This is a genomic window from Paenibacillus sp. sg306046 (assembly GCF_059821225.1).
Map to the genome: position 1 here is coordinate 151,160 of NZ_JCAMRT010000007.1, position 23,223 is coordinate 174,382.

Here is a 23,223-nt window from a genome sequence, read left to right on the forward strand (position 1 = left end):
CAATGTCAAGCTTATAAAAGCGCCGCTTGCCCGCGCGCGAACCCGCTTGCCCTATGCGACGGCCCCGCAGAGCGCCTGCATGCTGGAGGCCGCTTCCGCTTCCTGCGGCAAGTGTGGTACAATTTGCGGGCAAAATCATTTCGGTCCTCCAGCAGGCGGGCCGGATGACGGCAAGCGGCCTGACGGACCGTGCGGACATTTTCGAGGGGGAAAACGAATGGATTTGCGCAAATTTCGGCTGGATGAATCGGCTCAAGGCACTTTCAGCGAAGAACGGGATGAATATGAGCGGGATTACGCGCGGCTGATTCAATCGCCGGCCTTCCGGCGGCTGCAGGGCAAGTCTCAGGTGTTCGGCGCGGGCAGTGGGGATTACTATCGGACGCGGCTGACGCATTCCATCGAGGTGTCGCAGATTGCGAGGGAATCGGCAAGGCGGATGAACAAGCAGTACCCGCTGCTGCAGCGCCGCGAGCATCCGGGACTGGTGCTGGACCCGTCTGTTGTGGAATGCGCTGCGCTGGCGCATGATCTTGGACATCCTCCATTTGGACATAAGGGAGAAGAGGTGCTGAACGATCTGCTGGCCGAGCAGTACGGGCTGGCTTACGAGGGCAACGCGCAAAACTTCCGCATTCTGATGTTTCTGGAGAAGCGGGCGGGGAGCGGGAGCGGCCTTGATCTGACGGCGGCGGTGCTGCTGGCGATTAATAAATACCCGTATTGCCTGGACGACCCCGGCCGGCTCAAGGGCGTATACGGGATGGAATGGGGCAATGGCATCGGCTTGCTGCGCGATCAATGGAAGATGCCTGCGGGCTGCTCAACGCTGGAGGCGCAGCTGATGGATTTGTGCGACGATATCGCGTATTCGACGCATGACATTGAGGACGGCATCCGCGCGGGCAAAATTCAGATGAACCGCTCCTTCTTCGAGGATAGCCGGCTTGTGGAGCATCTTGTGCAGGAAATTGTCAATGATCACGGCAACTCTGACGTTGGCTGGGATCAGGTCGATGTTCCGCTGATGGTCAAGGAGGTGCTGACGGCGTATCTGGAGCAGTGGGAGGAAATTTATGCGGCTTGCGACCGCGAGCCGTCACGTACTCGCCGGGAGATGAAGGCGCGCTGGGTCAGCATATTTGCCGGGCGGGTAGGCATGATGGATGATCCGGTCAGAGGCTGGAAAAAAATCACCTTCGTCCGTGACGGACAACGCGATCTGGAGCTGCACCGGACTATGGAAATTTTGAAGAAGCTGGCCTGGGTCACGCTGATCAAGGATTTTCGCGTCCAGCGGCTGCAGAAGCGCAGTGAAATTATGATTCGCAGGCTGTGGGACAGCTTTATCGTGCCGGAGCAGGGGCGGCTTATTTTGCCTCCGGACTGGGTGGAAAATTACGATCTGCACGCTGCCGACTGGTCGTGGCCCCGCCTCGTCGCCGACTATATATCCGGTATGACGGATGCGTACGCCGAGAAGGTGTATGCGGAGCTGTTCGCCAGCAAATCCGGCTCGATCTACGAGATGGACTGATCGGGGTGGCCTGAAAGCCGTTTCCTCCGCATAGGATGGTACGGGGAGGGAGCCGAAGGCTCTCCATTCCCAAGTGGAGGAGGGCTGCCTAAATGATCACGATTCAGGGCGCGGAGGCGCCGCCGCTGCTGCCCGGTCTGTCGGGTGTTGAGCAGAACATTTATATGAGAAAGCGCAGCAGTCCCACGCTGTTTGAGTACGTCTCGCCCGAGGCGTTGAAGTTCGAATTGCAGACGCGGGCGGCGATTATTGCGAGTGCGCGGGCGCTGGAGCACAGCGGCGCTGTGTTCGAGACGTTTGAGCTGTCGCGCTGCAACGAGCGTTATTGGACAAGGACGTTTAACGGGGGCTTCGAGCTGCGCCCGGGCGTCCGTCCGTCTCTCGCCATCGAAGATATTTACCGGAATGGCCGTTATTATGCGTTTGAATGCGCGACGGCCATCATTATTATTTTGTACAAGGCTGTGCTGGACACGATCGGCCCGGAAGCGTTCGATCGCTCATTCGGCCGTCTGTACCTGTATTCGTGGAATCATGACGCCGACTTGAAGCTGATTACGTCAGCGGGCAAGGGAGAGGCTTTTCCCGGCGATGTGCAGTATTTCAAAAACCCGCAGGTAGACCCGCGCCGGATGCAATACCAGGGGGAAAATGTGATCGTGATGCCGGAGGGCGGGTATTTCGGCCACGGAATCGGGGTGACCTCGGCGGCGAATATTATATCGCGGCTGAATCGGCATCGGGTGCTGTTCGCTACACAAGGGGCGTATTTGCTGGACGAAGCGACATTTCCCGACTTCGCCTACTTGCAGGTGCTGGCAGGCGAGCCGCATGCTTACGGGCCGCAGGCCGGGATGGAGACGGCGTCCGGTCATGGAGCGGGACCCTGGTGGAGCGCCGCCCCGGAGGGGCCGTACCCGGTCCGGGCGCGCATCGGCGCCAGAGGCTTCCTGTTCAGCGGACGCTGACGGCGCGAGCGGCGGTTATGTAGTTATGCGGTTTATGTGCGGTGAGGATCAGCCTGCTCCTCACCAGGAGGACCGCGGACGGGCCGTGCTGTGCAGCAGCAGGTACAGCATGGCGTAGACGGCAAGCAGGAGCAGGCCGAACAAGCCGCAGAAGGCGAGCGCCTGCGGCTGCACGCTATCCAGCAGCGCGAGGCGAAGGCTGTCGGGATCGGCAAGCACATCCCAGCTGTTCAGCCGGTATTCGCGGCCAAGCAGGATGCCGTAGGCGGACAAAAGCGAGACGGCGGCAACGAACAGCCAGGACAACGGCGCGCCGTACCGATCGTGCAGGATGAACTGCCAGTGATATATCGAGACGAAGCCGAGCAGCAGCCCGTTCCAGGCGATCAGCAAAATGATCAGCAGGTCATACCAGTAAGCGAAGGCGTACCAGTTGCCCGCTACATACTTTGATTTCAAAATGGTCAGATGGAGCAGATCGGTCAGGATGTAAGGGGCGTTCGGCAGGAATAGCAGCCATACGACGCCGATCAGCGCGAGCAGCAGGGCCGGAAACCGGTAAAAACGGCTGTTCAGCAGCAATGCCCCGGAGGAGAAGGCAAAAGGTATCCAGGCGAGAAACAAGTTCCACAGCAAAAAATGATAGTAGGTCGTTTGATTGAAATGGGTCAAGGTCATGTAAGCAGCAACGGATACGAGGGTCAGACCGGCAAGACCGGCGGCTGATTTGCCCCAGGCCAGCTCTCTCATCAGCTTGATCTTCCTTTCGCTAGATATAGCTTTCAGTCTACCACAGCAGGCAGGGAAATCCCATCTGCATGGAAATTTTCACGGTCAGACGTTTCGAAATGCCGATTTTGCGGTAAAATTAATGGATAGAGAAGTTCAGGACGAAATGGACGATGCAGGAGGCGCAATCATGTCTAACCCAACCGAGCGGCCAGCTCCGATCCGCGCCTTGATTTTGACGGGCGATCTGGGCGATGGTCACCGTCAGGCTGCAAGGGCGCTGGCGGAGGTATGCGGCACGCCTGAGCTGCCGGCCGTAAAGGCCGAGGTCGTCGATTATATGCAGGTCATTTACCCCTTGCTGCATCCTGTGCTGAGATACGGGTTCTTGAAAGGCGTGGAGCGCCTGCCGGCCGTCTATGGCTACTTGTACCGCAGATCGCGGGAGCATACCGACTTGTCGCTGCTTGCCAAAGCATTTCTGAGGCTCGGTCGTGCCGGGCTGCTGGAGCTGATCAAGGGCAAGCAGCCGGAGCTGATCATCTGCACGTTCCCGCTCGCGGCTGCGGCCGTCTCGCTGCTTAAAGCTGAAGGCGACTGCGCGGTGCCGATGGTTACGGTCATTACCGACTATGCGGACCATGCGTTATGGATACAGCCGCATACCGATTTATTTCTGGTTGGCGCGGCGGAGGTAGCCCGTGCGCTTGCGCGTCGCGGGATCGCCGAGTCGAGAATCAGCGTGACGGGCATTCCGATCCGGACGAGCTTCTCCCGCAGCGGAGACCGGGCAACGTATCGTCGGCAGCTGGGCCTGGAGCCGCACCGGCAGGCGGTGCTGGTGATGGGCGGCGGCTGCGGGCTCATGGACGAGGAGACGCTGGCGCTCATTCGTTCACCGCTGGCGCGCGAGCGGCTGCAGCTCATTTTTTTGTGCGGGAGCAATGAATCGGCCAAGCGGCTGCTGGAGCGGGAGCTGGCGCTGCATGCCAATCCGCATGTGCAGATATTGGGATTTGTGGACGATGTGTACCGGTGGATGGGCGCGGCTGACATCCTGTTGACCAAGCCCGGGGGGTTGACGACCTCGGAAGCGGTAGCCTCCGGATTGCCGATGCTGCTGTATAAGCCGATTCCCGGTCAGGAGGAAGAAAACGCCGGACTGCTGGCGAGCATGGGGGTTGCCGTCGTTGCTTCCCGGCAGCGCAAGCTGCTGGAGCAGCTGCTGGACCTTGCCGCTGACGCGGAGAAGCTGGCGGCGATGCGGCGGCAGGCGGCGGGACTGCGGCGGCCGAGGCCTGTTCACCGGGCATGGCAGGCGATGCAGGAGCTGCCCGCTGTCGGGCGAGCGGGCCAGTCGGTCCGCGCGGTTGCCGTACGGGAGTCGGTCCGCGAGGCATGGTAGCTGTGCTGGCAGTCGTGGCGAACAAGGGGAGGCGGAAGGCCGGAGCTTACGGGGCTGGACGGCAAGCCGAGCGGCGGCTTCCCGCGGGTGTGGTTGACTGTCAACATTGCACCCGCGTATCGCCCGCTGCGCGCCGAAGCCGCGCCGTTGCGCCGTGCAGGAAAGCCAGGTACAGGCTTGCATGGACACGCCCGCGCATAATTAAACGCCCCGTCGCCGGGGCGTTTAAGGTTGTCAAGCAGACTGCCGGTCGGTTAAGGCTCGGGATTGTCAAGGTAGGTGGCGGTAACGGGACTTAGCGGGTAAAAGGTGATGCCGCGGCACTTGGGACAGGTGTGGCTGTAGCAATCGGCGAGTTCCTCCAGTGGCTCGTTGCACTGGCTGCAGCATTTGGCGGGCAGCTTCTCATAAAATTCCGACGTACGCATGAACATGCTTATCACTCCTTATCCATAGGATAGTTCCATTCTACCGCAAATGCAGCCGCAATGTAAGCGCTTTTCTATCGTCCAGAACGTGTTAATGAGGACCGGGGGAACCGCATGTCATTTTACCAGGCTTTTTTCGTAAATATTAGCTTGCTTATTTCCATGGCGTTTGTATTTAACCTGATTTACAAGTATATTTTTTTGCGATTCGGGGCAAGCCGCTTCATTCCCGAGGGGAGCCGGCCGGCTGTTTTGGCATGCCTGTTTATATTTGCCGGCTGGGTGACGATGGTATTTGGCCTGCGACTCGGCGAGCATGTCATCTTCGATATGCGGCTTGTGCCGCTGATTATGGCCGTGTTTGTTTTTCGGCAGCTGGGCTGGCTGGCGGTGATTGGGCTCGGCATCGGGCTGAGCCGGTTTACTTTCGGGTACAGTGAAGCAGCGGTCGTCGGGTGTATCAACGTCACGATTCTCGGACTGGCCGGCATGTGGCTGCAAATCCGGTTTGCGCGCAGCGGCAGGTCGCTTTGGTGGAAGCTGAGTGTAGCCATTGTCGGCATGAATCTGCTGAATACGGTTAATTTACTTTTGATTGGCGTCGTGCCGTTTGAGACGTATTGGTATGACATTTTGCCGGTTGCGCTGCCGTGGAGTATTGCGCTCTGTTATTTTTTTGCGTTTATGCTTGTTGACTTTTACAGGGAGCTGCAGCGGATGCAGCAGCTGAAGCTGTCTAATGAGCGATTGCTTGCCAAGCGCAACCAGTTGGAGGCGGCGAAGACAGCGCTTGAGGAAAAGGCCCGGCAAATTTTGCTCGCCTCGCAGTACAAATCCGAGTTTCTCGCGACCGTGTCGCATGAGCTGAAAACGCCTCTGAACAGCGTTATTTTGCTGTCGCAGCTGCTGGCGGATCAGCAGGAGGGCCGCTGGACGGAGGAGGAGCTGCATTATGTATCCATCATCCGCGCGTCCGGGGAGGAGCTGCTCCGCCAAGTCAATGATATGCTGGATTTGTCCAAGGTAGAAGCGGGCCGGATGGACATTCAGCTGGAGGAGATCAGCATTGCGGAAATTCCGCATATTATCTGGCATCAGTTTCGTGCGGAAACGGAACGGAAGGGTCTGGGCTTTGACCTGCGACTGGACGAAGGCTTGCCCGACCTGATCCGCACGGACGGTATGCGGGTGCATCAGATTTTGCGCAATCTCGTATCCAACGCGTTAAAATTCACCAATCAAGGCTCGATCGGTATGCATATCGGACGGTTGAGGGAACCTACAGCAGACGTTGATTGCGTTGCCTTTACGGTTTGGGACACGGGCATCGGCATCGCCGCAAATAAGCAGCAGATGATTTTCGAAGCGTTTAAGCAAGGGGACAGCGCGCTGAACCGCAAGTATGGCGGGATGGGGCTCGGGCTGTCAATCAGCATGGAGCTGGCCAAGCTGCTCGGAGGGCATCTGACGCTGGCGAGCGAGGAGGGGAAAGGAAGTTCATTTACGCTGCTGATCCCGCTTTAATGGTCCGGTCTCGATAAATGTTTTTATAATTAACTTTACAAAAGTAAGTTAGTTCTGATATGATATGAGCAAATCAAGCTTTGAGGAGTGGATAGAGAGATGAGCGAGCAAGCAGAAGCTGTATTGACATCTGAACAATTTTTACAATCCCGTCATTCGGTCAGACAATATGTACCGGGTACCGTATTGTCCGATGAGGAATTGAACGAACTGCTGGAGCTGGCTTCGTTGGCTCCGTCGTCCTGGAATTTGCAGCACTGGCGTTTCCTCGTCATCCGCGAGCAAGCCAACAAAGAAAAGCTGCTGCCGATCGCTTACGGCCAACAGCAGGTTGTCGATGCTGCGGCTGTCGTTGTCGTGCTCGGCGATCTGGAAGCCAACAAGGTAGCCGATCAAGTGTACGAAAAGGCGACACCTGAAATTCAAGCGATGATGAAGAAGCAAATTGACGGCGCATATGAAGGCAATGCTGCATTAGCGCGCGACGAAGCAATCCGCAATGGGTCCTTTGCCGCGCAGCAGCTGATGCTGGCTGCCAGAGCGAAGGGCTATGATACGGTTCCGATGGGCGGCTACAATCCGAAGGCGCTGATCGAGCAGTTCGCGATTCCTGCGCGTTACATTCCGGTTGTGATGATTCCGATCGGCAAGGCAGCCAAGCCGGGCCGCGCAACGGACCGTCTGCCGCTGGAGCAGCAGACAATTCACGAAAGTTTCTAAAAGTATAGCAGCCTGCGCGGCGCGCAAGCGCCCCGCCCCATTTAGCCAAACAGCCCCTGAAGAGGTCCTGCCCGCCGATTACCACCGGCAAGGACAGCTTCAGGGGCTGTTTGATGCTTATCGCATGGCGTACCATCTCGTATATTCGGCCCGAATCGTCGCTTTGCTGACCAGATGCCGATGCAGCATATGGCTGGGTGCAAGGCTGTTCAGCTCGATAATATGCTTGTTGATGTCCGATAACGTCGCCTCCAGCTCCGGCTGCTCAGCCGACTTGTCCAGCAGGGCAAGGGCGCGCTCCATCAAGCTGCCGATCTCCAGACGCAGCATGACCCAGGGCGGCTTCACGTTGGCATTGCGCAGCACCGTATCGAGAATGTCGCCGGTCGGCACCGCAAGCGGCTTGCCGAGTCCTGGGAGTCGCTCCAGCCCGCCCTTGCGGACGAACTGCTGATACGCGTCCTCCACCCAGCCTTGCTTCTCCCGCTCATGGGCCTCCAGCGCGTCCCGGTCCTCCAGCACGTCGCGCGGCAGCGGAGCGGGTCTGGCTTCGAAGGCTTCATCTTTCATCGTGATCCCTCCCGTATTCCTTGATGATATGCGCGTCCCCCCAATTGCAAAGCGCCGTTAAAATCGGCGGCAGGCTATCTCCGTTTTAAGCTAATAATAACATTTGTCGATCGAACACACTATACAGAAGGATTGGAGAGATTGCGGATGCAGGTCAAACTGGTAGCCGTCTGTGATCCGAACCGCAGAACCATGGATACGCGTCTCAGATTTTGCTACAATATAGACAGAGAGTTTAATCCAAGGAGCTGAAATGATGCAGGCCGGTGCCGTTGTTATGATGGTTGTTTTTGCAGGGCTTATTTTCTGGCGCAGACTGAAGGCTGTATCCCGCCCGATTCGGGGCAAGGGCTACAGATTGCTGCTGCCGATGCTGTTTATGAGTATGGGCTTTCTGGCGCTGCTCAATCCGCAGCTCCATCTGTCGGTGAAGGAAGTGGTGTTGTCCTTGTTATGCGGAGCGGTGCTGTCCGTGCCGATGATTTTGACAACCAACTATGAACGCCGTGATGACGGCTTGATTTATGCGAAGAAAAGCAAAGCGTTTATGATCGCGCTGGTAGCGTTGATTGCGCTTCGTCTCGGGCTGCGCAGTTATTTGTCGGAGCTGGACCCGGCCGAGCTGGGCATGCTGTTTTTCCTGATTGCGGTTGCTTATGTCGTACCGTGGCGGGTGGCGAGCTTTATTAAGTTCCGCAAGCTGCAGCGGAGCGCGCAGACGGCGGAGGAGTAAACGAGGTACGGCAGGCCGGGCCTGACGGCATGCTGACTTGAGTAAAGCTTCAACCTTAAGCAAGGATGGATACGGGGAGAAAGGGGGAATGCGGAATGCCTTTGCTGGAATGGTCGCTTGATATGCAGCTGCTGCTGCTGCTCGGCTTGACGATCTGGGTGGCCGCTCCGTGGATTGAGTCGCAGGGCTATAGCAGACCGGATGTGGTTCCGCTTCAGTCCGCGTGCTGTGCGCTTGTTCTGAAAGCGTGCGAGCGCCCGCATTCAACGCTGCGGATTGTACTGATTCGGTGCAAGCGTCCGCCCCGATCTTCAGATTCTCAAGAGGAGCCTGCGCTTCTTTTCATAGCTGGTCGCCACTAGACTGCTGAACCGTCCCTGCTAGGCGACGGATGAAAAGGAGCGAGGTTTCATGTACACATGGCTTCAACCGATTATTGATGTGCTGGCTCACGTATTGTCTGGATTGGAAATGCTGCTGCAGGATTGGGGCCTGGCAATTGTTACGCTTACGCTGCTTGTCAAGCTGGCACTGTACCGGTTTAATCTGAGCATCGCCCGGCAGCAGGTACGCTCGGCCGCGCTGAATCCCCAGCTCAAGCAGCTGCGGGACACGTATGGGCAAGACCCGGCCCAACTGATGAAGGAAACCGGCAAGCTGTACCAGCACCACGGGTACCGTCCGTTTGTTCCATTTACCGGCATGCTGCTGCAGCTGCCTGTGTTGAGTGCCATGTATGGGTTATTTCTGACCCATGGGGGCACCATGACTTCGTTGCTTGTACCTTGGGTGCCGCATCTGGCTGCACCGGATACGCTGCATCTGATTCCGGTCTTGACCGGGCTGCTGAGCTTTGCCGTCAGCTTCATCCCGTTGACGGAGCTGCCCGGAGCGCCTGTGATGCCGATCGGGCAGAAGGTGACGATGGGCGTGCTGCTGATGCTGCTTCCACTCGTTATGATGTGGCGGGCTCCGATTGCGCTTGGACTTTACTGGATCACCGGTACGTTGTTTAGTTTGCTGGAGCGACTGTTCTACCGGACGAAGCCGGGCAAGCGGCTGCTGGTCAAAGGTATGGCTGAGGCAGCGCCGGCTGATGCGGGTTAAATTGGCTTGGAGGCGGGGCGGCATACGTGATTAACGGACGAATATAGTAGTTGGATAACAAAGAAGCTTCCAAATCCCTGTAAGGGACTGGAAGCTTCTTTGTTAAGATTATAGCATGTCTAAGTTTTCGGCGAAGCTGAATGATGCTAGATCGCAGCTACAGCGTAAATCGCGAAACCTGCATCCGCAGCTTGTCGGACATGGAGGCCAGCTCGGCCGATGACGAGGCAATTTGCTGCAACGAGGCCATTTGCTCTTCGGCTGCTGCCGATACATTTTGCGACTCGGCCGCGGTTTCACCGGCGGAGTCGGCGATCAGCCTGATCGCGTCAACCATACTGCTTGTGCCTGTCGCAATATCGTCGGCCGCTGCCGACACGCCTTGAATGCTCCGTGTCACTTGCTGAACCGAGGTGCGGATTCGGGTGAACAGCTCCGCAGCCTCTTGTCCGGCAAGACGGCCCTCCGCAGCCTGGGAGACGGTTTGAGAGGAAGCGTCCAGCGTCCGTTCGATTTCAAGCTGAATATGATGGACGAATCCGGCGATCTGCTCGGCCGCCGCCATGGACTGTCCGGCGAGCTTGCGAATTTCGTCGGCCACGACGGCAAACCCGCGTCCCGCTTCTCCGGAGCGTGCAGCTTCGATCGAGGCATTTAAGGATAAAATGTTCGTTTGCTGTGCAATCGCATTGATGCTGGTGACGACATTTCCAATCTGGCTGGACAACCCGTTTAACGACTGGACGGTACCGGCGAGCTTGCCGATCCCTTCCTCCATATCTGTCATTTTGCCCGCGAGCTGCTCCATAGAGGCTGCGCCGTCATCCGACAAGGCGGACGCTTCCGTTGCGATGGCAGCCGCTGTGGTGCTGTGCTCCGCAATGCCATCGACTTGCGTGGCAATTGTTTTGGCCGCATCGCTGCCTTCTTGCACGCTGGCGGTTTGCCGCTCGCTGCTTTCCGCAACGACCTGAATCGCCTCGGAGATGCTTTGCCCGGCCTGCGCGCCCTGGTCGGCTCCGGCTGCGAGCTGCTTCGCGGAATCTGTCAGCTGCTCCGCCAGGCGCTGGACTTCCTTCATCAGGCTGTGCATCTGATCACCCGCCGCATTAAAGGATTTGAGCGCCAGGCTGACATCCGAGTTGCCTTTAACGGGAATCCGGTAAGTCAGATCGCCATCGGACAATAAATTGATGCCTTGCGTCAGCTGCCGGATCGGATACGCAATACGCAGCGCAATCCAGATACTGATCAGGGCCGCGATGACAACGATTGTAGCTCCGACCATCAAAACAAGCTGCAGCAGCTCTTTAACCGGCCTCAAGAGCTCCTGTTCTTCGGCAAACATGGTGACGACCCAGTTCGTATCGGTGATGTTCATATACGCCATGTTAGCGACGCCGTTAACCGTGTAGTCAAACGCCTTTGGCTGGCCCTTGATGGCTGCAGCCAGCGCCTCGGTCAGCGGGGGGCTTTCGAGGTCCGCCAGCTTTTTCTTCAACAAGTAAGTTGGATCGTTGTACGATATAAATGTACCGTCGCCTAGCGTCAAAAACGCATGTCCGGTTTCACCAAACCGGGCATCGCTGATCGTTTTGACCGCGGGTCCGACCGCGTAGCTCGCTCCGATAAATCCGTAGGGCTTGCCGTCCTTTTTGAGCGGCGCGCCGATTACGATAACCATGTTGTTTGTTGTTCGGGAAATGACCGGGTCCGAGATGAAGACTTTGCCTTCCTGGGCAAATTTCATGTAAGGGCGGTCGGATAAGTTGACCTCGGCATTTTGGGTTGTTACTGCCTTGCTTCCCGTCAAGTCCAGCGAGAAAAACAGGTTTTCAAACTCGGGATGCTGCTTTTGCACAGCGGTCAAATAGCTGAAATGCGCTTGTCGGTTAACGTCAAGCGTAGAGCTTTGCTCCGCTATGGTAGCGATCAGCGTTTTTTTCTCCAGCAGGTGGGTGTCAAGCTCCCCGGCAAGCAGCTTGGATGAGAGCTGCAGCTGCATCTCCGCTTGTCCTCGTATCGTCCTGGACGTCGAGGCGTACAAGATGTAGGAAAGCAGCGCAATGCAGGTGATGGTAATTAGCAGCGTGGATAACACAATTCGCCCTGCCGTGTGCCGCATGGAGCCAAGTGAACCCAATGTGCGAAGAATGCTTCCACTTTTGACTGACATATGAATTCCCCTTTTACCTATAAGAATATGGCTATCACTTAGTATATCGGTAAAAAGGCGGTTTCCCATTAGTGACGATGACGGGGCAAAAGCCGAGGCGACGGGGGCGGGCGGACAGCGGTGTCGAAGGAAGATGCGCGGTCAGAAAGAGGCCCGCTGCCTGGAGGCAACGGGCCTAAGGGATCTATATAAATTAAAAGGGGGTCGAGTTCTAGTATAGGCTCCGAACCTTAAAGGGAGATGAAAATCAGATGTCATTTCCGTAACAAATGATTGCCGACTGTGACAAGCTTTGAGCAATAGGGTTGCCCGCTGCGTCTTGGTTTGACTATACGGTTCCCAGACGGTAAGCTGTAGAAAAAAAGGAGGCGATCACGGTTGGAATACCACCGCATTAGCCATATTGAAGATTCGTATTTTGCTCAGATGCATCAATTGATGCAGACGGTGTTTCCGGCGGAAGAAGTGCTCGCTTACGACTTGTGGGCTGAGCCGCTGCAGGACCCGGGTATCCGGGTATTTGTCGCAGTCGAGGATGGCGTCGTTGTGGGGGCGACCGAATATCGCTACTACCCGGAGCTGCACATCGCGATGACAGATTTCACGATTATTGGTCAGGACGGCAAAGGAATCGGGCCGTTTCTTGCAAGTCGGCGGATGGCCGATCTGCGTCAGGTCGCTGCGGAATCGGGCGGCAAGCTGAACGGCATGTTCGCTGAAATTTATAACCCGGAGCTGGCGGAGGGGCTGGCCTTCGGCGGGGTGAAGGCGATGAATGCCGTCGTTCGCCGCGAAGTGCTGGCTCATCTCGGCTACCTCAAGCTTGAGCTGGAGTACGTGCATCCTTCATGGCAGATCGACGGAGAAGCTGTTCACGGGCTGGATTTTTGTTATATGCCGATCGACGACGCCGGGGCGCAGTCTGTGGAAGCCGCACTGGTGGCGGAATTTCTGCAAACGTACTATGCGATTCTCAGCGAAAAGCCGGCTTCCTGGTACAGCATGATCGAGCAGTTGAAGACGCGCGGGCAAGTGGCGCTGCTGCCGATTTAACTCGTTGCCTGTACAGGGACTTGCCCTGGAAAATGCGGCAGATGGGAAGGCAGCTCGTTTTAGGACGCCTGCCTTAGCTTCTCTGCGCTCATATCCCATGGCGCAAGCATAAAAACGCCTCCTTGCCCGCGTGCTGATGCGGGTATTGGAGGCGTTTGTCGTTAGATGCGTTACGAAGGCCGAAGCTTTGCGTTACTCGTCGCGATCGGCCGTACGGGTTTCCGCCGCGGCTTGCTCCAGCTCATCAAGCGCTTTTTCCAGACCGTAGTTGAGCAGCAGCGTTTTGAAGCCTTTGTTCCGGTTGGCGGCGGCTTGCTCCAGTCTTTCCTTGAGATCCTTGCGAATATACACATCGTCTTTCTCATGCGTCAGCTTGCGCTGCTTTTTCTTGAGCTCGCTGCCGAGCAGCTCTTGAAGCAGGTCAGCCGAAGCGTCTGCGGAGACGAATGGTTGGATAGTCGCCTCCTGAACGGAAGCGCCGGCTTCCGGCGAAAGGCTGAGCGGGGCTTCCGTAGGCGCTGCCGCGTGGAGACTCGCTTCGGCGGCCGCCCCGCTCCGTTTGCGCGGGCCTCTGCGCTTACGGAGGGCCGTCGTCGCTTCTGCCACCGGGGCTGCCTCCGCCGAAGCAGTCGCCGCCGAAGCTGCTGCCGAGCGGCGTCCGGCAGCTGCCCGCTTGCGTTTCGGCTGGTTCGCTGCTGCTGCCGGGGCCGCTGGAGCGGGCTGCTCGGCCGCAGCCTTGCGGCTGGTGCGTCTGCGGCGCGTCGGTGCAGGCGGCTGCTCGCTGGTCGCAGCCGACTCTGCTGGAGCGGCGGCTACTGCTGCGCCTGCGGCGCGGTCGGCGGAGGCTGGTTCAGCCAGCGGCTCGTCAACGGCAGCAGCTGTCGGGACGTCGGACGGGCCCGCTTGCACGGACGGCTGCTCCTGGCGCGCTGCCGAAGCGTCCGGTGCGGCTTCTTCAAGTGCAGAAGCCGTGGACGCTTGAGCGGCCTCGGCTGCGGCGGGGTCCGCTGCGTTGTCGCTGGACGCTTCGAAAGCCGGATCGGCGGATGTGTTGTCGTCGCTGGAGGCGGCAACCTCGGCGTCAGCGGCTTCGCCGGTCGCCGGGGCTGCGCTGCTGTCCGCGTCAGCGGCCGCAGGCGGCGCGGCTTCTTCCGCGACTGGCTCGGCGGCCGTTGGGCTGTCAGCTGAGCCAGCTTGCAGCTCAGCTTGAACTGCTGCCGGCTCGCGCTCAACAGCGGCAGCATCCGCTTGGGCGGCTTCGATTGCTGCCGAAGCCGCAGCTTCTTGCGTCAGCTCGCCCGAAGCGGCAAGCTCGGCTGCCTGACTCGCCGCTTCGGTTGCTGCGGCGGCGTCAACGGCCTCCGCAGCCTTGGCGGCTCCGCGCGGTGCACGTTTTCGCGCGGTCGGCTCGGCCGAAGCGCTGCTGCGCTGCGGCTTGACTGCGGCTTCGCCTGCTGAAGCGGCCGCACGGCGTCGGGGCGCGCGGGCCGAAGCTTTATTTGCGGATGAAGTACCGGATTCAGTTGCGTTGTCTGCCGATGCATCTGCAGGTTGTTGTTTTCTGGGCGGCATGAAACAAACCTCCTTGGGTCAATGATAGTCAAACGAAAGACGGCTGATTCTGGCCTGCTTTTCGGTAATGTTAATCTAACCTTGGGAGCTGAAAGCTACACGGGCTCCTTGGGAAAGGACTCTTTATTATGATAGCATTGAAGGCGTGCTGGAGCTACACTAATCGGAGCAGGTCCAGCGCTAAACGCATGTCGTTTGCTCTAAATTAGCGAAGCGAGCTTAACGTTTCCTTCGCCTGGAACCAGCCGACAAAATCAAGGCCGTATACGGTGCTGACAGCGAGGGCGATTGTCCATACAATTAAGCTGACGGTCATCCAGAGGACGACCCAACGCGGACGTGAGCCAAAGGTCAACGCCAGCAGCGTAGCGATATCGGTGCCAACGATCGCCGGGGCGAGCAAGGCCAGTCCGGGAATTCCGTAGCGCTCCCAGATGGCGCGGGCGCGGCGGCCTTTCCTGGAGCTTCCGTCCTCTACATCTACAGCTTGCGGCGCAGGCTCATTAGGATCGCGGCCTTCCTTAATTGCCCGGCGACGCGCTCGCCACGTGTTGAACTGCCGGAAAAACAACGCAATCAGCAGCACAGGCAGCCAATTGCCGGCGAAGCCCGTGACCGCTACGGCAACCGGCTGCAAGCCCCAGGCGATGCCGAGAGGGACCACCAGAAATACTTCCAGCCAAGGTGCGGCCGCGAGCAGAAACAACAAAACATACTGCCAGAACGTTCCCCATTCCGGCTGTGCAAATAACATACGCAGTTCGCCTCCCACAACAAATGGTTTCGAAGCATGCTGCTCTTCCAGCGATTCCAGATAAAACAGGTCTTTCACAGGCAGCCGGAAGGCGGCAAATTTGAGCGCTAGCACGATGGAAGGGCGCGTAGTCGCCTTTTTCGATCATGCCGATCGTTTGTAGTGTAAAGAATGTTTGACATTTTAGCAAGAAAGTATAACAAGGTTGCTGAATGTCCCCGAGCGGGGTTTCGTCGCGGATAGTTTTCCTTTTTATTAATTTTAGGTATAGTTGACAGTAGGATAAGCAGGACAGCTTTGCGGGGTGGAATAAATTGCTGTGCAGGTTAACGGGAATGGATGCCGATGATGCCGGTATCAAGTAACGGTGACAGGTACAGATAGTGGTAGAGGTAACGGTGACGCCAGAGGGAGTGGTCAAATAGATGGATTGGAATGGATTATTTGAAGCGCCGCCGGAGGAGACTTACGGGCAGCCGGAGCAACGGCACGGCCAGCTGCCGATGGACGAGGCGCGCGAGCTGCTGCGCAAATATTACGGCTATCCCGATTTTCGGGAAGGGCAGAAGCCGGTCATTGCAAGTGTGCTGGCGCGGCGGGATACGCTCGGCATTATGCCGACAGGCGGCGGCAAGTCGATCTGCTTCCAAATTCCCGCGATGCTGATGGGCGGGACGACGATTGTCATTTCGCCGCTTATTTCGTTGATGAAGGACCAGGTGGACGGGCTGGACAGCATCGGGGTGCCTGCGACCTACATTAACAGCTCGCTGTCGTACGCGCAGGTGGAGACGCGGATTCGCAAGGCGGCGCGCGGCGAATACAGGCTGCTGTATGTGGCGCCGGAGCGGCTGGAGTCGGAGCGGTTTCTCGGCCTGCTGGCCGAGCTGACGGTGCCGATGGTCGCGGTCGATGAAGCGCACTGCGTCTCGCAGTGGGGGCATGACTTCCGGCCGAGCTACATGCGGATCAGCGAGCTGGTGTCCCAGCTGCGGGGGCGGCCGCAGATCGCGGCCTTTACCGCAACGGCAACTGATCAGGTGCAGGCGGACATTATCCGTCATTTGCAATTGCACGATGCTGGCGTATTTGTGACCGGCTTTGCGCGCGAGAACTTGTCCTTCACCGTGGTGAAAGGGGAAAATAAACGCGATGTGCTGACCGGCTATATTCGCGACCATCGGGATGAGGCGGGCATTGTGTACGCGGCGACGCGCAAGGAAGTCGATCAGCTGTGCGAACATTTGAAAAAGCAGGGCGTCGCGGCCGGACGGTATCACGCCGGGATGACGGACAAGGAGCGCGCCGAGGCGCAGGAGCAGTTTTTGTACGACGAAGTGCGGGTGATGGTTGCTAGTAATGCATTTGGCATGGGCATCGACAAGTCCAATGTCCGGTACGTCATTCATTATAATATGCCGAAAAATATGGAGGCGTATTACCAGGAAGCCGGCCGCGCGGGACGTGACGGCGAGCCGAGCGACTGTCTGCTGCTGTTTAGCCCGCAAGACATTTTGATCCAGAAATTTCTGATCGAGCAGTCGGTGGCTGCGCCGGAGCGGCAGCAGCAGGAATACCGGCGCGTGCAGCAGATGGCCGATTATTGCCATACGGCACAATGCTTGCAGCGGTATATTGTCCGGTATTTCGGCGGCGAGCTGGAGCAGGACTGCGGGCAGTGCAGCAACTGTGCCAGCCCCGATATGGAGCTGACGGACATTACGCTGGAGGCGCAGCAAATTTTCTCCTGTGTACGCCGGATGCGGGAACGGTTCGGGGTGACGCTGGTTGCTTCGGTGCTGAAGGGCTCGCGCAGCAAGAAGGTGCTTGATTTTGGCTTCGACCAATTGACCACGTACGGACTGATGAAGCAGCGGACGGAGAAGGAGATTGTGGACCTGATCCAGCTGCTGGTCGCGGAAGGTTATCTCCAGCTGGCTGAGGGCAAATATCCGACGGTCAGCTTGGCCGCCAAGGCGTCGGAGGTGCTGGGCCCGGAGAAGGCGAAGGTGGTGCAGCGCATCCGCAAGCAGGCAGCAGCGCCCGCCGTCAAGGATGTGGAGGCCGAACTGTTCGACGAGCTGCGCCGGCTGCGCTCGGAAATCGCGAAGCGCGAGGGCATCCCGCCTTATATCGTGTTTCCGGACAGCACGCTGCGCGAGATGTGCGGTGTGATGCCGACCAACCCGGCGGCGATGCTCAAGATCAAGGGAGTCGGCGAAGCGAAGTTTTTCAAGTACGGCACTTATTTTATCGAATTTTTCAAGGAACGCGCGGGGGCGCGGGAGTAATCAGCGAACCGTGCGGCTGCAAGGCGGCTCGGTGAGGCGGTCTGCACCTTGGAAAACGTAGAAAGGGAGGCGAGCCGGTGGCGAAATCGAAATGGTATGTCGTCTGGGAGGGGCATTCGCCAGGCGTCTATGCGACCTGGGCGGAATGCCAGCAGCAAACAAACGGCTACCCGCAGGCGAAGTTCAAGTCGTACGAAAGCGAAGCCGAGGCGCGTCAGATGTTCGTGGCCGGATGGAAGAAGGCGTTCGGAGCAGCCAAAGCGGCCGCTTCCGGAACAGCGAAGACTGCCGCAGGCAGCCGCAGCAGCGCCGGAGCCGCAGGCCGTTCGTCCGGCGAAGCCCAACTGGACAGCTTGTCCGTCGATGTCGGCTGCAGCGGCAATCCCGGCATCGTGGAATATAAGGGCGTATACACCCGGACAGGTGAGATTGTGTTCCAGCATCCGCCGATCTCGCGGGGGACGAACAATATGGGTGAGTTTTTGGCGATTGTACACGGGCTGGCGCATTTGAAAAAAATCGGCAGCAGCATTCCCGTCTACAGCGACTCGATGACAGCGATCAGCTGGGTGCGCAAGAAGGCGGCAGCCTCGACGCTGCCGCGCGACGCTTCGACCACTGAGATTTGGGACCTGGTGGACCGGGCGGAGCACTGGCTGCGCCAAAATACGTACCCGAACGAGGTCGTCAAGTGGGACACCAAGGCATGGGGTGAAATTAAAGCGGATTACGGCAGGAAGTAAGAACGCAAGCGGGAAGTCGCTAAAAAAAGGCCGGCCAGATTGCTCTGGCTGACCTAATCAGGAAGGACTGCTGTCGTTGGCGGTCCTTCTTTGCGTTGCCGTTTGGCCCGATACATCGCTTTGTCGGCGGTCTGCAGCAGGCTGATCGCGTCGTGTCCGTCATCCGGGTACAGGCCGGATCCGACGCTCAGCTCGACCACGAGTTCCCTGCCTCCGAAAGGAAGCGCTGTCTGTTCAAAGCGTGCCTCCAGCTCCCGGATCGTGTCCTGCACGAATTTCTCGGAGGGAACGGCTTGAATAAACAGCACAAACTCGTCGCCGCCCAGCCGCGCAGCGATCCCGCGAGTCCCGACCGAGTCGCCGATCAATTGTGCGGCATGGCGCAGCACCTCATCACCGGCATCATGACCGTACTGGTCGTTTGTTTCCTTGAAGTTGTCCAGGTCGATAAGAATGACAGCCAGCTTGTGGCCGTCTGTCCGGGCATGCTCGATAGCTTCAGGCAGCTTTTCATAAAAATACCTGCGGTTCGGCAGGCGGGTCAGCGGATCGTGATAAGCGAGGAAGGCGATTTGCCGCTGGTGCTCCTTTTGCAGCGTAATATTACGGATAATCAAAACGACATGAAGCTCATTGTCGATCGTAATATAATCGCCGTCAATCAGCACATCCTCGCATTTATCCCCGGCTTGCAGGGTCGTCTCCAGCTCGCGGATTTCCTGCTGGTCCGCCAGCCGCAGCCGCAGCTCCGGGCTCGCCCACAGCTCCGGCTTCGTGTGATTCAGCTCAATAGGGTTAAACAGCTGACGGGCGCTCGGGTTCGCTTCCTTGATTCGGCCGGCGATGTCAAGCAGCAGCATGGCCGCCGGATTCAGGTTAAACAGCTTCTCATAGCGTTGACTGCTCGCATTGAGGAAGTCATACTTCTGCATGATCAGCCGCAGCATGAAGCACCAAACCAGCCCTCCGTACAAATACGGGTAAGGCGGCAGCAGCTCGCCGAACCTGACATACCCGAACAGCGCCATCCAGCCGAGCATGACGATGACGACGATAATCATCAGCTTGTAAATGAACCGGTGCTCGGCGCTTGCCGCCTGCTTGCCGCCCCGAATGAGCACGGGAATCGACAGGGAGCTGATCAGCAGGCTGACGGTCAAGGCGGTATAATACGAGACATTGTAGACAGGCTCCTTCCAGACGCCGACTGCTACGAATTCATGAGCCGAAATAAACTGCCCGCTGTTCAGGAAGCTGACCGGAATCAGCAGCAGCGGCAGATGAAAAGCATACGGATACAGCCAGCGCGGCAGCCGCTTGTCCAGTCCGGCCATTTTAGCGGCCAGATGGAACCCTAGTCCCGGAATCGCAATGCCTACGTTGGACAGCCACAAGGCCGCGAGTGTCGAACTATACGAAATCGGCAACTGGTAACGCATATATTCTTCAAGGAACGTCAGAAAGTAGCATAAAACGGTCAAGCTGACCAGCCGGTGCTCCGTTTTACGCGGGTTGCGCAGCAGCACGTCCATGCCCATATAGAAAAAAATGAGCAGAGGCAGTACGTAAGCAAACAAGGGAATCCATAGATCCGATATGTTCAAATCATAGTTCTGCTACTCAAAATATGGACAAATATATTCATAATAAATTCTACATTATCCACATCGAGATATTTCCTGTTTCGTTGTGTTCTGTTTTGCATACTACATGCTACTACAGTTTGTTTAACACTCCACAGGCGTAAATTCCCGACTAGCCATCGGTACATGTGTATATTCGCTTGTTTATGCGATTTTATACACCTTAGCATTTTGTAAGTTAATAGCGGCGTTCATATCTCGATCCATTACATGACCACATCCATCACAGACATAAATTCGATCTGAGAGTTTCAAGTCAACTTTTTTGTGTCCGCAACCTGAACATCGTTTACTGGATGGATAGAAACGATCAGCTACTCTTAATTCAATTCCATTACCAACGCATTTGCTGTTAGTTTTGTTTTGAATTGATGGAAACATTGTTGAGCCACCGCTTTTGCTAAATGCCGATTCTTCATCATCCCTCTAACATTCAAATCTTCAATTGTAATGTAGCGTGGTTTTTGCTTTACAATTATATTAACCGTCTGGTTAACATGATTTTCTCGAGCATTAGAAATTCGTTGATGAAGTTTTTGTACCTTTAGAATTTGTTTTTGGATATTTTGTCTAGTAGCAGTACCCTCCTTCCAGACTGAAGCCGGGTTGCCCCGACGGTCCAACAAACCTCCTTTTATTTTATTCTCTTTGTTGTTACTTGTCGATTTAAGTTTAAATCAAATTTAGGGCAAGTGCAGGTGAAGGCCAACTGCCGTTAAGCTTGCGGCTCCTCGCGTTCGCGCATGTAAAAGCTCGGCGGGTGGCCGGTCAGACGCCGGAAAATCCGGTGAAAATACGAAGCGTCCGCATAGCCGACCTGCTCCCCGATGTCTGCGACGGTCAACCGGGAGTGACGCAGCATGGAAAGCGCAACCTTGATCCGTGTCGTATGGACATATTCGCTGATCGTTTGGCCCGTCAGCTCGCGGAAAAGGGCCGCGCAGTAATTGGGGCTTTTGCCGGTGGCGGCCGCCAGCTCGTCCTTGGTCACCTTGCGGCGGTAATTGATTTTGATGTAGGCTTTCATTTGCTCGGCCAAGCTGTACCTGACGGAGGAATGCGGCCCGCGGTCCCATTCCCGGTTGAGCAGGGTTAGCATTTCCAGCAGCAGCGCCTGGGCCATCACTTCCCGGTAGGGGAGCCGCTCCGTCCAGTCCTGGTGCATCGTTTGCAGCCGGCTGAGCAGCAGGTCGGACGGGCCGGGGCGCAGCTGAAGCTGGCCGTTCAGCGCAGCTGACAGCATAGGCAGCGGCGCTGGTTTACCGGCTGCATCTGCCGAGTCTGCGACAAGCAGACAGCTCCAGGGGATGAAGGTCACGACATATTTCTCGTGGGACAGCGACGGAATGCTTTTGCCGTAGAAGCGTGTGCCAGCCGGGATCAGCAGCGCCTCCCCTTTCTCCAGCAATATCTTGACTTCCTCGATCCAGTAGACGCATTTGCCGTAGCCGACAACAATGAGCGACCAGACGCCGCTTTCCGGGCCGCTTTCTTCGAACCAGGGCACGGTTCCGGCATGATGAGTGACCGATCGGATGGTCAGCATCGGGTTCCCTCCTTAGATGGTTTATCCTGCTCGATCAGGCTGTTCGTATCATACTATCTTACATGTTAAGTGCTATATTTCATAGTCAATCCTTGGCCCGCGCAGTACAATGACATCGACAACGTGAGCGTGAAAGCTTGAATACGGAGGGAATCAACCTATGTCCAACTTACCGAAAACACGAATTGTATGTACAATGGGTCCAGCTTGTGACAACGTGCCGGTGCTGAAAGAAATGATCCTGGCGGGAATGAACGTGGCGCGGTTAAATATGGCGCATGGCGACTTGGATGAGCAGCGCCAGCGCATTTTGAAGGTGCGTGAGGCGGAGCGCGACACCGGTCGGCCGGTAGCGGTGCTCCTTGATATTAAAGGTCCGGAAATCCGGATCGGCAAGCTGAAGGACAGCTCGTATATGCTGGAGACGGGGGACAGCCTGACGCTGACGACGGAGCTGATCGAAGGCGACGCGCGGCGGATCGCGGTCAACTACGCGGACCTGACCAAGGACGTCAAGCCGGGGACGCGCATTTTGCTGGATGACGGATTAATCGAGCTGAACGTGGAAACGATCGAAGGCACGGAAATTCATACCCGCATCCTGAACGGCGGCGTTATCAAGCCGCGCAAAGGCGTGAACCTGCCGGGAACCCAAACGTCGCTGCCGGGCGTCACACAGCGCGATGTCGAGCATATTCGCTTCGGCGTGGAGGAAGGCGTTGACATTGTCGCGGCTTCGTTCGTACGGAAAGCCGAGGATGTGCTGGAAATCCGCCGTTTGCTGGAGGAGCTGGGCGCGGGACATATTCAGATTATTTCCAAGATCGAAAACCAGGAGGGCGTCGATGAGCTGGATGCGATTCTGGAAGCGTCGGACGGCCTGATGGTCGCGCGCGGCGATCTTGGCGTCGAGGTGCCGGTTGAAGAAGTGCCGCATATTCAGAAGCAGATGATTCATAAGAGCAATCTGGCAGGCAAGCCGGTCATTACGGCGACCCACATGCTTGATTCGATGCAGTCGAATCCGCGTCCTACCCGCGCCGAAGCAAGCGACGTCGCCAATGCTGTATTGGACGGCTCCGATGCCGTTATGCTGTCCGGGGAAACGGCCGCCGGTAAATATCCACTGGAATCGGTACGCACGATGGCGTCGATCGCCAGCCGGATGGAGGCGTCGATGAATTTCCGCGAGATGTTTGCGAAGCGCGCCGCTTTGCAGCAAACGAATGTGACGGAAGCGATTAGCCAGGCTGTCGTCAGCTCCTCGCTGGAGCTGCAGGCGAAGGCTATTGTGACGTCAACGGAGAGCGGCTTTACGGCGCGGATGGTAGCTAAATATCGTCCAAGCGCTCCGATTGTCGCAGTCGCTCCGAACGTTCACGTGCTGCGTCGTCTGAGCCTGGTTTGGGGAGTTACGCCGGTGCTGGGCGATCCGGTAGAAACGACGGATGAGCTGTTCGCTTCTGCGATCACCAATGGCAAACGGACCGGTATCGTCCAAAGCGGCGATCTGGTCATCGTTTCCGCCGGCGTCCCGGTCGGCAAGTCGGGCTCCACGAATTTGATCAAAATTATGAATGCGGACTAAGCCCGACCGCCGGTCCTGAACGGATTGAAAGCTTGCACAGATGAAAACAACCTTCTTTTTCACCTTGAGGGGTGAAAGAGAAGGTTGTTTTTTGTCTGCGAGTACCTATTTCGGTAAGCGGATGGAGACGTAGTCG

20 protein-coding genes and 1 pseudogene are annotated in these 23,223 nt (G+C 57.3%); 12 read left to right on the top strand and 9 right to left on the bottom strand.

Translation table 11 applies throughout. The features are described 5' to 3' along the window. Window positions 1–217: 217 nt before the first annotated feature. Window positions 218–1,537, top strand: a complete 1,320-nt coding sequence (locus AC6ROY_RS09570; RefSeq protein WP_500100068.1) for a deoxyguanosinetriphosphate triphosphohydrolase family protein — start codon at window positions 218–220, stop codon at window positions 1,535–1,537. Window positions 1,538–1,629: 92 nt separating this feature from the next. Next, complete coding sequence (locus AC6ROY_RS09575) at window positions 1,630–2,505, top strand: protein-glutamine gamma-glutamyltransferase (protein ID WP_500100069.1); 876 nt, start codon at window positions 1,630–1,632, stop codon at window positions 2,503–2,505. 60 nt (window positions 2,506–2,565) lie between these two features. Here the strand turns inward: AC6ROY_RS09575 and AC6ROY_RS09580 are convergent, their stop codons facing one another. Next, entirely contained in the window at window positions 2,566–3,255 is a 690-nt protein-coding gene (locus tag AC6ROY_RS09580) for a DUF1361 domain-containing protein (RefSeq protein WP_500100071.1), read from the bottom strand. Between the two features lie 169 nt (window positions 3,256–3,424). On the opposite strand from AC6ROY_RS09580, the gene AC6ROY_RS09585 reads away from it, so the two are divergent. Continuing rightward, window positions 3,425–4,639, top strand: coding sequence for an MGDG synthase family glycosyltransferase (locus AC6ROY_RS09585; protein ID WP_500100073.1), 1,215 nt, complete (start codon window positions 3,425–3,427; stop codon window positions 4,637–4,639). A 254-nt stretch (window positions 4,640–4,893) separates the two neighbouring features. On the opposite strand, the gene yhfH is transcribed toward AC6ROY_RS09585, so the two are convergent. Beyond that, window positions 4,894–5,073, bottom strand: a complete 180-nt coding sequence (gene yhfH, locus AC6ROY_RS09590) for a protein YhfH (protein WP_500100074.1) — start codon at window positions 5,071–5,073, stop codon at window positions 4,894–4,896. 108 nt (window positions 5,074–5,181) lie between these two features. On the opposite strand from yhfH, the gene AC6ROY_RS09595 reads away from it, so the two are divergent. Further along, complete coding sequence (locus AC6ROY_RS09595; protein WP_500100076.1) at window positions 5,182–6,591, top strand: sensor histidine kinase; 1,410 nt, start codon at window positions 5,182–5,184, stop codon at window positions 6,589–6,591. Between the two features lie 99 nt (window positions 6,592–6,690). Beyond that, entirely contained in the window at window positions 6,691–7,311 is a 621-nt protein-coding gene (locus tag AC6ROY_RS09600) for a nitroreductase family protein (RefSeq protein ID WP_500100078.1), read from the top strand. 117 nt (window positions 7,312–7,428) lie between these two features. On the opposite strand, the gene AC6ROY_RS09605 is transcribed toward AC6ROY_RS09600, so the two are convergent. After that, window positions 7,429–7,881, bottom strand: coding sequence for a DnaJ family domain-containing protein (locus AC6ROY_RS09605; protein WP_500100079.1), 453 nt, complete (start codon window positions 7,879–7,881; stop codon window positions 7,429–7,431). 256 nt (window positions 7,882–8,137) lie between these two features. On the opposite strand from AC6ROY_RS09605, the gene AC6ROY_RS09610 reads away from it, so the two are divergent. From AC6ROY_RS09610 to AC6ROY_RS09620, 3 genes are all read left to right on the top strand, one after another. Next, window positions 8,138–8,614: a cytochrome c biogenesis protein CcdC gene (locus tag AC6ROY_RS09610; RefSeq protein ID WP_500100080.1), complete on the top strand. Its 477-nt coding sequence runs from the start codon at window positions 8,138–8,140 to the stop codon at window positions 8,612–8,614. A gap of 95 nt (window positions 8,615–8,709) precedes the next feature. Continuing rightward, window positions 8,710–8,976 carry a hypothetical protein gene (locus AC6ROY_RS09615; protein ID WP_500100082.1) on the top strand — a complete coding sequence of 89 codons (267 nt, stop codon included), beginning with the start codon at window positions 8,710–8,712 and terminating at the stop codon, window positions 8,974–8,976. 49 nt (window positions 8,977–9,025) lie between these two features. Beyond that, window positions 9,026–9,721: a YidC/Oxa1 family membrane protein insertase gene (locus AC6ROY_RS09620; RefSeq protein WP_500100084.1), complete on the top strand. Its 696-nt coding sequence runs from the start codon at window positions 9,026–9,028 to the stop codon at window positions 9,719–9,721. 157 nt (window positions 9,722–9,878) lie between these two features. On the opposite strand, the gene AC6ROY_RS09625 is transcribed toward AC6ROY_RS09620, so the two are convergent. After that, on the bottom strand, window positions 9,879–11,897 hold the full coding sequence (locus tag AC6ROY_RS09625) for a methyl-accepting chemotaxis protein (RefSeq protein ID WP_500100085.1): 2,019 nt from the start codon (window positions 11,895–11,897) through the stop codon (window positions 9,879–9,881). Between the two features lie 378 nt (window positions 11,898–12,275). Here AC6ROY_RS09625 and AC6ROY_RS09630 point away from each other — a divergent pair, with 378 nt between their 5' ends. Further along, window positions 12,276–12,950 (top strand): GNAT family N-acetyltransferase, encoded by a 675-nt coding sequence (locus tag AC6ROY_RS09630; protein ID WP_500100086.1) that lies wholly within the window; start codon window positions 12,276–12,278, stop codon window positions 12,948–12,950. 192 nt (window positions 12,951–13,142) lie between these two features. Here the strand turns inward: AC6ROY_RS09630 and AC6ROY_RS09635 are convergent, their stop codons facing one another. Beyond that, window positions 13,143–14,522: a hypothetical protein gene (locus AC6ROY_RS09635; protein ID WP_500100087.1), complete on the bottom strand. Its 1,380-nt coding sequence runs from the start codon at window positions 14,520–14,522 to the stop codon at window positions 13,143–13,145. Window positions 14,523–14,727: 205 nt separating this feature from the next. Beyond that, window positions 14,728–15,276, bottom strand: a complete 549-nt coding sequence (locus tag AC6ROY_RS09640) for a small multi-drug export protein (RefSeq protein WP_500100088.1) — start codon at window positions 15,274–15,276, stop codon at window positions 14,728–14,730. A gap of 503 nt (window positions 15,277–15,779) precedes the next feature. Between AC6ROY_RS09640 and recQ the strand changes: the two genes are divergently transcribed. Together recQ and rnhA are read left to right on the top strand one after the other, a co-directional pair. Beyond that, the gene (gene recQ, locus AC6ROY_RS09645) at window positions 15,780–17,567 is read left to right on the top strand and encodes a DNA helicase RecQ (RefSeq protein WP_500100177.1); all 1,788 of its coding nucleotides are present in this window, start codon (window positions 15,780–15,782) and stop codon (window positions 17,565–17,567) included. 77 nt (window positions 17,568–17,644) lie between these two features. Beyond that, entirely contained in the window at window positions 17,645–18,310 is a 666-nt protein-coding gene (rnhA, locus tag AC6ROY_RS09650) for a ribonuclease H (protein ID WP_500100089.1), read from the top strand. A 53-nt stretch (window positions 18,311–18,363) separates the two neighbouring features. Here the strand turns inward: rnhA and AC6ROY_RS09655 are convergent, their stop codons facing one another. From AC6ROY_RS09655 to AC6ROY_RS09665, 3 genes and pseudogenes are all read right to left on the bottom strand, one after another. Beyond that, window positions 18,364–19,914, bottom strand: a complete 1,551-nt coding sequence (locus AC6ROY_RS09655) for a GGDEF domain-containing protein (RefSeq protein ID WP_500100090.1) — start codon at window positions 19,912–19,914, stop codon at window positions 18,364–18,366. A 183-nt stretch (window positions 19,915–20,097) separates the two neighbouring features. Next, window positions 20,098–20,534: pseudogene (locus AC6ROY_RS09660) on the bottom strand (RNA-guided endonuclease InsQ/TnpB family protein); the annotation flags it as partial. A gap of 134 nt (window positions 20,535–20,668) precedes the next feature. Beyond that, window positions 20,669–21,499, bottom strand: coding sequence for a helix-turn-helix domain-containing protein (locus tag AC6ROY_RS09665; RefSeq protein WP_500100091.1), 831 nt, complete (start codon window positions 21,497–21,499; stop codon window positions 20,669–20,671). Between the two features lie 160 nt (window positions 21,500–21,659). Between AC6ROY_RS09665 and pyk the strand changes: the two genes are divergently transcribed. Continuing rightward, window positions 21,660–23,087: a pyruvate kinase gene (gene pyk, locus AC6ROY_RS09670; RefSeq protein ID WP_500100092.1), complete on the top strand. Its 1,428-nt coding sequence runs from the start codon at window positions 21,660–21,662 to the stop codon at window positions 23,085–23,087. The last annotated feature ends 136 nt before the right edge of the window (window positions 23,088–23,223 follow it).